Genomic DNA, 11249 nt, shown 5'->3' on the forward strand with positions numbered 1-11249 from the left:
ACTCGGATAGCCTGATTCTAATAAAAACTATAATAATTTATTTTTTATAAGCTAATGCTGCTTTAATAAAGGCAGTAAACAAAGGATGGCCATTTTTTGGTGTTGAAGTAAACTCAGGATGAAACTGACAAGCGAAAAACCAAGGGTGATTCGGTAATTCAATTGTTTCAACCAAATGCTCATGCCCGGTAGATACACCTCCAATAACCAAACCAGCCTGTTCTAACTGTGGCACATAATAGTTATTAACTTCATAACGATGACGATGACGCTCGCGAATCAACTCATTACCGTAAATGTTTCTCGCCAATGAGCCGTCAGCCAGTTTAACTTCTTGTGCGCCTAAACGCATCGTACCGCCAAGATTAGTATTAACATCGCGCTTTTCAATCTGCCCGTCCCTATCCTGCCACTCACTAATCAAAGCAACAACAGGATGCTGGGTTTTCAGATCAAATTCAGTTGAATTGGCTCCATCCAGATTAGCCACATCACGTGCATATTCAATCAGCGCGATTTGCATGCCCAGACAGATACCCAGATAAGGAATTTGCTTTTCACGCGCATAACGAACAGCAGCGATTTTTCCTTCAACACCACGCGTACCGAAACCACCGGGAACCAGTATGGCATCCATATCTTCTAAGCAGGCCGTTCCTTCTGTTTCCAGAGCTTCACTATCTATATAATGAATATCTACTTCAGTTTCAGTCTGAATACCGGCATGCTTTAAAGCTTCCGACAAAGATTTATATGACTCAGTTAAATCGACATATTTGCCGACCATGGCAATTTTTACTTTGTGTTTCGGATGTTGTACTAAATAAACAATCTTATTCCATGCAGTCAGATCGGCCTGCTGAACATTCAGTTGCAGCTGCTCACAGATTATATTGTCAATACCCTGATCATGAAGCATTGCCGGCACTTCATAAATGCTATTAACATCATAACAGCTTATAACCGCACGCTCTTCAACATTACAGAACAAAGCGATCTTACGTTTTTCTTCTTCCGGCATCGGCCGGTCCATACGGCAGATAAGCACATCCGGCTGAATGCCGATTTCACGTAATTCTTTAACGGAATGCTGAGTCGGTTTGGTTTTTATCTCACCTGCGGCCGCAATATACGGTACATAGGAAAGATGAACAAAAAGGGTATTGGTTCGTCCCTGCTGGCTGCGCATTTGTCTGATGGCTTCCAGAAAAGGCAAAGACTCAATATCACCTACCGTACCCCCGATTTCGACAATCGCCACATCGAAACCGGCAGCACCTTCATGAATTTTGCGTTTGATTTCATCAGTAATGTGGGGAATAACCTGAACAGTGCCCCCCAGATAATCACCACGGCGTTCTTTATGAATTACACTTTCATACACCTGACCGGATGTAAAATTATTGCGCTTTTGCATCGTAGCATCAATAAAGCGCTCGTAATGCCCGAGATCCAGATCTGTTTCAGCACCATCATCAGTAACAAATACTTCCCCATGCTGAAAAGGACTCATTGTACCCGGATCAACATTAATATACGGATCCAGTTTAAGCATGGTTACTTTTAAACCACGGGATTCTAAAATAGCAGCAGTAGACGCAGCGGCAATGCCTTTACCCAGTGAAGAGACCACACCGCCAGTTACAAAAATAAACTTGGTCATGACAATCAGCAGGAAATTGAATTGAGCATTTTAGCCGAAAACAGCATGAAATGAAAGATACTGCCCGGTCACATAAAGAGTGAGAATATTATCTCCGGATTGGCGCAATAATCACGGTTGTGGCATAATTAATCACCGTAACCGCTAAATTTTTATTATGTTGCAATCTGGACATATTTTCATTGTTTCCGCCGCTTCCGGAACAGGCAAAACCACTCTGGTTTCACGTCTGAGTGCCTGTCAGCCTGATATCCGTATTTCTATCTCCCACACTACCAGAATGCCGCGAGATGGAGAGCAGAATGGCATTCATTACCATTTTGTCAGCCGTGATGAATTTGAGCAAATGATTGCCGCCAATGCCTTCATAGAACATGCAAATGTCTATGGTAATTATTACGGCACCAGTTTAAAAGCTGTTGAGTCATTATCAAAACAGGGCTATAACGTTATTCTGGAAATAGATGTGCAGGGTGCTGAACAGATCCGCCGTTTATTACCGGAAGCCACCAGCATTTTTATTTTGCCTCCTTCAATGGCTGAACTGAACGAACGTCTGCGAAACAGAGGCACGGATAGTGAAGATGTAATAGCCTACCGGCTTGAAAAATCACGTGAAGAAATAGAGCAAAGCCTGTTATTCGATTATGTGATTGTTAATGAAGAGATTACACAGGCAGAAAATGACCTGCTGGCGATTATTCGCTCAGTTGGCTTGCGTGCCAAAGCACAAAGCCAGACAATTATACAAATTTTATCCGAAAAATAATTTATTTACCTTTTATTACTTATCCTGATATCAGGAATGGAACTCAGATTATGGCTCGTATCACTGTAGAAGATTGTATCGGACGTATTCCGAATCATTTTGACCTGACCATGATAGCTGCTTTACGCGCCCGTCAGCTTGCCAACGGCGCTACTGCACTGGTCGAAGAAGATCATGATAAACCGACTGTCATTGCCTTGCGCGAAATTGCCGGCGGACAAATCGGAACAGAATTACTTAACCAGCAAAAATAATACAGGCAAACAGCCATGTATCCCCCCAGCGTGCCTTATAAACCACCAGTAAACCAATGGCGGGATAATCTTTTCGCACATACAGAATATCTGAATAAACAGGAACGCTGGGAATTGCTGGAACAGGCATGCGCCTATATATATTCTCTTGCAGACAAAACCGGCAAAACTGCATTACTGGAACGCAGTTTTGCCATTACTACATCTCTTGCACAAAATCTGCACAGAGTACAGGCTCTTGCTGCCGTTTTAATCAAAATTGCTTTTGAAGATTTAGGTACTTCAGATTCTCATCTGCCAAGTCATGCATTAGGACAGGTGGGGATGAAAATTTTAAACGAAATTAATACCTCAGCATATACCGATATTGCTTCACAACTCAAATGCTGCGAGCAGCAAATAGAGAACAGCTATCATGCCATTATTAACGAGGCACAGAATAAATTATTGCACACCGCATCCTACCTCGGAAAAGATGATCTGCGATTACTTGGCAAAGCCTGCGAATTCGGTGCAACTGCACATCAGGGACAGTTTCGCAATAGTGGTCTGCCCTATATTACCCACCCTATAGCGGTGGCGACACAACTGGCTGAATGGCATGTAGACATTCAGGCTTTATGCGCTGGTGTATTACACGATGTGCTGGAAGATACCGGTACCACCAAAGAAGAAATTATAGCCGTATTCGGAGAAACCATAGCCAATATGGTTGACGGTCTATCTAAACTGGAAAAACTGGAATATAACAGCCAGCAGGAAGCACAGGCTGAAAGTTTCCGCAAGCTTATTATGGCAATGACTCAAGACGTACGGGTGATCATTGTCAAGCTGTCAGACCGGCTGCACAATATGCGCACACTGTCAGCAAAAAAACCAGCCAGCCGAAGACGTATTGCTCAGGAAACCATGGAAATCTATGCGCAGCTGGCCAATCGCATCGGATTAAACCATGTTTATCGCGAATTACAGGACCTGGCATTCAAGCATTTATATCCGCATCGCTATGAAGTACTCGCCAAAGCTATTCAGTCATCCCGGCGTAACCGGCGTGACGTGGTCGGAAAAGTACTGCGCGCATTCAGCCAGCGTCTGGTTAGTGCCAATATCGAGGCACAGGTAAGAGGCCGGGAAAAAAATCTTTATAGCATATATGAAAAAATGCGCCGGAAAAATCTCCATTTTGCCGACGTAATGGATATATATGCATTCAGAGTTATCGTTAATAATATACCGGCCTGCTATACCGCTTTAGGCGTACTGCATAATCTTTACAAGCCTAAGCCGGGAAGAATCAAAGACTATATCGCCATCCCTAAAAATAATGGTTACCAGAGTCTGCATACCATACTGGTAGGTCCGTATGGTCTGCCAATTGAAGTACAGATTCGTACACATGAAATGGATACCATTGCCGAACGCGGTATAGCCAGTTACTGGATGCACAAAGATGGTGAGCAGAATAGCTTTGATCAGGCTCAGATGCGTACTAATCAATGGCTGCAAAGCATACTTGATATTCAGGCGCATAGTGCCAATGCCATTGAATTCTTTGAACATGTAAAAACTGATCTGTTTCCAAACGAGGTATACGTTTTCACCCCCAAAGGCAAAATCATTACCTTACCGGAAGGTGCAACACCGGTGGATTTTGCTTATGCAGTCCACACCGGCATTGGTAATCGCACTGTTTCAGCACGTATTAATCACAATCTTATGCCATTACGCACCCGGCTGCACACTGGTGATACAGTAGAAATCATTACCTCTAGCAATGGTCATCCTACCCCGGCATGGCTTGATTTTGCCGTTTCCAGCCATGCACGCAGCGCCATTCGCAGCCAGATTAAAAAAATGAATCGCTCAGATGCCATCCGTCTGGGTGAGAAATTATTACAAAAAGCACTTTCCAGCCTGTTACCGGAAAACGTTTTACTTTCAGACAGCCTGAAAGATAAATATCTGGCCGATTTACAACAGAAAAATACTTCCTTTGAAAATATCCTGTGCGAAGTTGGTATGGGATTGTTGCAACCGGTTTCCATAGCCATGCACATCGCAGAGCTGGCCGGAGAACACTTTAACAACACCATTAAACTGGCACCTATTAATCTTACCGGCAATGAATCTACCCATATTCATCTGGCCAAATGCTGCCACCCTATTCCCGGCGATACTATTAAAGCCCTATTAATCAAAGATCAGGGAATCATTATCCATCGTGATACCTGTAGTACCATTCTGAAAACAGATCCTGAGCTTCAGCTTGATGCTAACTGGGATATTATGCAGGCAAGCAACTATCAAACAACACTGTGTCTGAATGCAATCGATAGTCATGGCTTACTGGCCACTATTGCTCAGGCGATTTCCTCTAATGGTGGTGATATCAAGTCGGTTGAAACAACATCGAAAAAGCTTGAAGGCATTGAGGGATTTATCGAATTTCGCTTTGTTTTACAGGTAAAAGATCTAGACCAGCTGAACCAGATTACCCGGGATCTGCACTCTGTACCTCAGATTCGCCGCGTAAACCGCGTCTGAACAATCTTTCCTGATAAATATTCATATATATCCGTTAAATATCATCTTGACGAACGATATTTAATCAGACATAATTCTGCCTTATTTTTAAAATAAACCTATGTCTGTTATTACTTTGTTTATTACAGATATAGCCATTATTTACACCTTAGGAGGTGATGTTGTAAACGGTTATGCGGTACCGTAAACACCGCCCTGGCCCTAAGTGGCAACATTTAAATATTTAGCTGATTAATAGTAATCAGCATCAGAACTCATTTATTCAGGAAAAAACATGCCTTCTGTACGTGTAAAAGAAAATGAACCTTTTGAAGTTGCGATGCGTCGCTTTAAACGCTCTGTTGAAAAAACCGGTCTAATGACCGAACTGCGTGCTCGTGAAGCTTACGAAAAACCAACTACTGAACGTAAGCGTAAAAAAGCAGCAGCCGTAAAACGTTTACAAAAACGCTTGCGCAGCCAGCAATTGCCACCAAAATTCTATTAATTGATAGCTCCGGTTTATCATTTCCTGATAACCGGAAATAAATACAATTGAAAACAATACCGCAGGCTATTGCTTGCGGTATTTGCATTTTACAGAAATAACTATCTGAAGCACCGCAATTTTAGCAGTATCATACTAAACTAATTTAATTTTTATTTATTGCGAGCAATATTATGAGCCTGAAACAACAACTGCAAGAAGATATGAAAACTGCCTTGCGCAATCATGATTCAGCTACCCTGTCCACCATTCGAATGGCACTGGCTGCAATAAAACAGATCGAAGTAGATGAACGAATCGAAGTAGACGATACACGCTTCACAGCTATTATCAGCAAAATGGTTAAACAGCGCAAAGAGTCTGTACGCATGTATACCGAGGCTGGCAGAACTGATCTGGCAGAAAAAGAACAGTCAGAAATCGATCTGCTGCAGAATTATCTACCCAAAATGCTCGACGAAGCTGAAATTGACGCAGCAATTAAAGAAGCCATAACCAGCACAGGCGCTGCGCAGCCAAGTGATATGGGTAAAGTTATGGGTGTACTGAAAAAAACACTGGCCGGTAAAGCTGACATGAGTGAAGTCAGCAAAAAAATCAAACAGCTTTTAAACTAAAAGTTATCTGCATTAACCATAACAGCAGATCAGAAAGACCGTTTTCCAATCTTTCATATTGAAGATAGCAGGCATAGTTGGCATGATTCCCAGTGAATTTATTGACGAATTATTAAATAAAATTGATGTCGTCGATGTAATCGAAGAGTTTGTACCGTTAAAAAAAAGCGGTGCCAACTACATGGCCTGCTGCCCTTTTCACAAAGAAAAATCTCCTTCCTTTTCTGTCAGCCCCAGCAAACAGTTTTATCATTGCTTTGGCTGCGGCGTACATGGTTCAGCCATTGGCTTTATCATGGAATATCAAGGATTAAGCTTTCAGGAAGCTGTGCAATTTCTGGCCGACCGGATCGGAATGACCGTACCCAGACAGATTGGCAACAACAACTCACAGGCACATAAAGCCCTTAAACAGCAACAGCAGACACTGGAACAAACCACAGCTGATGCCGCCACCTTTTACCAGCAACAACTTAAAACCTCGCCAAGTGCTCAGAATTACTTACAGCAGCGCGGCCTGAGCGATGAAATCATTCTTCATTATGGTTTGGGCTATGCACCTGATGACTGGCAGGCACTGGCAAAAGTATTCCAGCCCTATCCAAGCAATGCACTAGTAAACAGCGGTATGGTCATTACCAAAGACGACCGCCATTACGACCGGTTCCGTAACCGTATTATGTTTCCAATCCGCAGTACCCGTGGTCAGATTATCGGGTTTGGTGCGCGCATTCTGGATTCAGGCGAACCTAAATATCTTAATTCACCTGAAACTCCCTTGTTTGATAAAGGGCGTAATCTGTATGGCTTGTATGAAGCACGTGCTGCCATTAAAGAAGCACAGCGTGTACTGGTAGTAGAAGGTTATATGGACGTAGTTGCCCTGGCACAGTTTGGTCTGGGCTATGCAGTAGCCGCACTCGGTACAGCCACCACCGCCGAACATGTGCGCTTACTGATGCGGCAAAGCGATCATATCTATTTTTGCTTTGACGGCGACAGCGCAGGTAAAAAAGCAGCCTGGCGTGCTTTAGAAAATGCCTTACCCCAGTTAAAAGACGACAAAATTTTACACTTTCTGTTCTTACCGGCCGAACACGATCCTGACAGTTATGTACGCAGCTATGGATTAAAACCATTTGAAGATGCATTACTCAATCAGAGTCTGCCGCTATCAGCCTATTTCTGGCAGGTACTGACAGAAAATATTGATATGGAAACACAGGAAGGCAAAGCGGAGCTGATTAAAACCGCCAGTCCTTTACTGGCGCAAATCAAAGCACCGGCACTTTCTTTTCTGCTGCGTCAGGAACTTAGCCGGAAAGTAGGTATTGATGAACACAATCTGGCACAACTGCTCGGGCAGGAACTGCCCAGACCTCAGACTATCAGACAGAAAAGTTATCAATTACCCCGCAATACTTTCCGGCAGCCGCCAGTCATGTCATTAGTGCAAAAGCAGATACGCGCGCTATTGATAAATCCGCAATGGGCCGTATATATAGAACTACCAGAATATCTGGACCTGCACGGCGATTATGCATGCCTCGCCGCGCTGGCTGAACGTATTCAAGCCTCCGTTACCCCGTTAAACAGTGGTGCCGTGCTGGAACTGATGCGTAATACTGAATTTGAACCCGTTATCCGGCAGATTATTCATGATTATATGGACTCACCGGATGTCATGCAGCCAGGCAATGAAGATGACTGCACCACATTCAGACAGGGCATGCAAAAATTACTGGACAACCTTAAAACACAGCAGATTGATGCGTTGAAGCGCAAACTCCAGCATGAGCGACTAAGTGCCGACGAAAAACAGTTATTACTGCTACTTTTAAGTCCGTCCAAAATGCCGTCAGTATAAACCGGCGGTTATTGTAAACGCTTGCAGCGACAAAGTCGTTGTGAATACATCGAGTAAAATATGGCAAACTCCACACCTAAGAAATCCACTATTGATACCAGTCAGGAACAGGATGATACTCGCCCGTTAACCGCAGAAGAACAGCGTGCCCGCCTGCGCCAGCTGATTATTCAGGGTAAAGAGCGCGGTTATATTACCTACGCCGAAATCAATGATGCCCTGCCAGACGAAATGTCTGACGCCGATCAGATTGACAACATTGTATCGATGATCTCCGGTCTGGGTATTCAGGTTACAGAAGAAGCTCCTGATGCTGAAAGTCTGCTCATGGGCGACAACACCGCCAACATGACCGATGACGATGCAGTAGCAGAAGCAGAAGCAGCACTATCCAATGCCGACAACGAATTCGGACGAACCACTGATCCGGTACGCATGTATATGCGTGAAATGGGACAGGTAGACCTGCTGACCCGTGAAGATGAAATCATCATCGCCAAAAAAATCGAAAATGCCCTGCGTAACATGATTCAGGCCATTTCCGCATGTCCGGGATCAGTAGCAGAAATACTTGCTCTGATTGATGCCGTGCGCAAAGATGAAATCAAAGTAGACGAAATAGTCGAAGCCATTGTCGACCCGCATGAAGAGCTGCTGGATGAACTGGGCATTGGTCTGGATACCAAAAACGAAGACACCGAAATTACTGATGACAGTGATGACGGTGTAGACGTTGATGATGAAGAAAATGATGAAGAGAGTGCAGCACTGGCCGCTTCAGCCAACCTTGAAGAACTGCGCCAGAAAACACTCGAACATTTCGATGGTATTCAAAGCCTGTACGATACCATGGTTGCCACCTTACAGGAAAAAGGCAGTCACCATGCCGATTACCTGAAATTACAGCAGGAAATTGCCGAACAACTGCTACAGGTGCGTTTCGCTACCCGCCAGATTGAAAGCCTGTGCGACAATCTGCGTATGCGCGTTAATCAGGTAAGACAGCTTGAACGCGAGATTCGCGATATTGCCCTGAACCGCGTCCACATGGAACGCGACTATTTTATTAAAAGCTTTACCAATCGTACTACCGACCTGGGCTGGGTAGATGAAGAACTCTCCCTGAACCGCGTATGGAATGAAGCATTGCGCCGTTTTCAGTATGCCATCATCGAAAAACAGACCGAACTGGCCAATCTGGAGCAGTCTGCCCAGATCTCACTGGATGAGCTTAAACAGATTAACAAAAACATGGTGAAAAGCGAGCAGGAAACTGCCGCAGCCAAACAGGAAATGATTCAGGCCAACCTGCGTCTGGTGATTTCCATTGCCAAAAAATACACCAACCGCGGTCTGCAATTTCTCGACCTGATTCAGGAAGGTAACATCGGCCTGATGAAAGCCGTAGATAAATTTGAATATCGCCGCGGCTATAAATTTTCCACCTATGCCACATGGTGGATTCGTCAGGCGATTACCCGCTCTATCGCTGATCAGGCGCGTACCATTCGCATTCCGGTACACATGATTGAAACCATCAACAAAATGAACCGTATCTCCCGCCAGTATCTGCAGGAAAACGGCGAAGAAGCTGATTCTGCCAAACTGGCTGAGCTGATGGAAATGCCGGAAGACAAAATCCGCAAAATCATGAAAATTGCCAAAGAGCCTATTTCAATGGAAACTCCGATTGGTGATGATGATGATTCTCATCTGGGCGACTTTATCGAAGACGCCAATAACGTCGCACCGGCTGATGCAGCCATGTACTCCAGTCTGCGCGAAGTAACCAAAGATGTACTTGAAAGCCTGACTCCGCGCGAAGCCAAAGTACTGCGCATGCGTTTCGGTATCGACATGAATACCGATCATACACTTGAGGAAGTGGGTAAACAGTTTGATGTTACCCGTGAGCGCATCCGTCAGATTGAAGCAAAAGCCCTGCGCAAACTGCGCCACCCTACCCGCTCTGACCGGCTGAAAAGCTTTCTTGATAGTGACGAAAACAAGCAATAAACATTTTTTTGTTTAAAACCAGAATCATCCGCCAGGAGCGGATGATTTTTTATGTAAAACCTTGCAATACCCATCCGTATTGGTTACAATACGCGGCTTACGGGTCTGTAGCTCAGGGGTTAGAGCAGGGGACTCATAATCCCTTGGTCGTGGGTTCGAACCCCACTGGACCCACCAGATAACCCATAAAATTCTGTATCAGAAAACAGAGTTTTTATCAAAAAAGCCGCTGAAAGCGGCTTTTTTATTGCTTAATAATTTTTATTATTCAGCATTCAATAATCACTGTAAACACATCCTGTAAAAATCCTGAGCTAAAAATTATATTTATGATATTCTGCAAACAATATCTTAAACTATAGCTACTAAATAATTGTTTAATTATGTTTTTTGTCATCTGTATAGCTGAATATATTTCAGACCGGATGATATATTTACATTAAAACAGTAACTTTCATTTAACATTTATTTATCATAAAAAAGCCGTTGGTTAATTATACTGTATAACAGACTCATTTCTCAGTATTTAGCTTTGGCAAATCAACTAATCATATTTTAAAAATATGCATAAAAATATGCATAAAAATAATAAATATTAGAATAAAATCCTTTTTACATGCATATAGTTGCACAATTAATACACTTATTTCTGATTTTTATATTTTTTTTAATTATCTGTAAATCTCACGTCTGTACTGGCTTTAAAACCGGTAATATTAGTTAAGCATAAAACCCAAAAACTAATAAATAACAAAAACTTTTATTAAGATTTATAATTCTTCCAGTAACATCCGGCTTTATTAATCTGGAGAATGTCAGCTTATGAAATATAAAACCTGCTTCTTTACACATCAAAATATCATATAGCATATTTGCTTTGTATTCTTATGAAAACACTTATTTTTCTAAAATATTCTGATCAACATTCCGGCAATGCTATCCGCTAATGTTGTTATCATAAAGTTAACCTTATTTGAATAGGATATAACATATCTTCTATAATTATTTTGTATAGGATTATTTTTATTTGTT

The 11249-nt window shown here is 42.9% G+C and carries 8 protein-coding genes and 1 tRNA gene; 8 read left to right on the forward strand and 1 reads right to left on the reverse strand.

The window, feature by feature from the left end; genetic code table 11:
- Window positions 1–37: 37 nt before the first annotated feature.
- On the reverse strand, window positions 38–1663 hold the full coding sequence (locus tag GYY70_RS07815; protein WP_084547392.1) for a CTP synthase: 1626 nt from the start codon (window positions 1661–1663) through the stop codon (window positions 38–40).
- A gap of 157 nt (window positions 1664–1820) precedes the next feature.
- Here GYY70_RS07815 and gmk point away from each other — a divergent pair, with 157 nt between their 5' ends.
- From gmk to GYY70_RS07855, 8 genes are all read left to right on the forward strand, one after another.
- Window positions 1821–2432, forward strand: coding sequence for a guanylate kinase (gene gmk / locus GYY70_RS07820; RefSeq protein WP_025331048.1), 612 nt, complete (start codon window positions 1821–1823; stop codon window positions 2430–2432).
- A 50-nt stretch (window positions 2433–2482) separates the two neighbouring features.
- Window positions 2483–2686, forward strand: a complete 204-nt coding sequence (rpoZ, locus tag GYY70_RS07825; protein WP_025331049.1) for a DNA-directed RNA polymerase subunit omega — start codon at window positions 2483–2485, stop codon at window positions 2684–2686.
- A gap of 15 nt (window positions 2687–2701) precedes the next feature.
- Entirely contained in the window at window positions 2702–5230 is a 2529-nt protein-coding gene (locus GYY70_RS07830; RefSeq protein ID WP_174831978.1) for a bifunctional (p)ppGpp synthetase/guanosine-3',5'-bis(diphosphate) 3'-pyrophosphohydrolase, read from the forward strand.
- A gap of 274 nt (window positions 5231–5504) precedes the next feature.
- A complete protein-coding gene (gene rpsU / locus GYY70_RS07835; protein WP_025331051.1) occupies window positions 5505–5717 on the forward strand; it encodes a 30S ribosomal protein S21 in 213 nt (70 codons plus the stop codon).
- A gap of 173 nt (window positions 5718–5890) precedes the next feature.
- A complete protein-coding gene (locus tag GYY70_RS07840) occupies window positions 5891–6334 on the forward strand; it encodes a GatB/YqeY domain-containing protein (RefSeq protein ID WP_025331052.1) in 444 nt (147 codons plus the stop codon).
- Between the two features lie 82 nt (window positions 6335–6416).
- Window positions 6417–8201 carry a DNA primase gene (gene dnaG / locus GYY70_RS07845; RefSeq protein WP_174831979.1) on the forward strand — a complete coding sequence of 595 codons (1785 nt, stop codon included), beginning with the start codon at window positions 6417–6419 and terminating at the stop codon, window positions 8199–8201.
- 60 nt (window positions 8202–8261) lie between these two features.
- Window positions 8262–10217 carry an RNA polymerase sigma factor RpoD gene (gene rpoD / locus GYY70_RS07850; protein WP_174831980.1) on the forward strand — a complete coding sequence of 652 codons (1956 nt, stop codon included), beginning with the start codon at window positions 8262–8264 and terminating at the stop codon, window positions 10215–10217.
- 101 nt (window positions 10218–10318) lie between these two features.
- Window positions 10319–10394: transfer RNA gene (locus GYY70_RS07855), tRNA-Ile, on the forward strand.
- The last annotated feature ends 855 nt before the right edge of the window (window positions 10395–11249 follow it).

It is taken from the genome of Snodgrassella sp. ESL0324 (assembly GCF_013344955.1).
GTDB classification, from domain to species: Bacteria; Pseudomonadota; Gammaproteobacteria; order Burkholderiales; family Neisseriaceae; genus Snodgrassella; species Snodgrassella alvi.

What these genes read in the sequence shown, in the direction of transcription:
- GYY70_RS07815 (WP_084547392.1), bottom strand. Translation starts at nt 1,663, where the DNA reads ATGACCAAGTTTATTTTTGTAACTGGCGGTGTGGTCTCTTCACTGGGT.
- gmk (WP_025331048.1), top strand. Translation starts at nt 1,821, where the DNA reads ATGTTGCAATCTGGACATATTTTCATTGTTTCCGCCGCTTCCGGAACA.
- rpoZ (WP_025331049.1), top strand. Translation starts at nt 2,483, where the DNA reads ATGGCTCGTATCACTGTAGAAGATTGTATCGGACGTATTCCGAATCAT.
- GYY70_RS07830 (WP_174831978.1), top strand. Translation starts at nt 2,702, where the DNA reads ATGTATCCCCCCAGCGTGCCTTATAAACCACCAGTAAACCAATGGCGG.
- rpsU (WP_025331051.1), top strand. Translation starts at nt 5,505, where the DNA reads ATGCCTTCTGTACGTGTAAAAGAAAATGAACCTTTTGAAGTTGCGATG.
- GYY70_RS07840 (WP_025331052.1), top strand. Translation starts at nt 5,891, where the DNA reads ATGAGCCTGAAACAACAACTGCAAGAAGATATGAAAACTGCCTTGCGC.
- dnaG (WP_174831979.1), top strand. Translation starts at nt 6,417, where the DNA reads ATGATTCCCAGTGAATTTATTGACGAATTATTAAATAAAATTGATGTC.
- rpoD (WP_174831980.1), top strand. Translation starts at nt 8,262, where the DNA reads ATGGCAAACTCCACACCTAAGAAATCCACTATTGATACCAGTCAGGAA.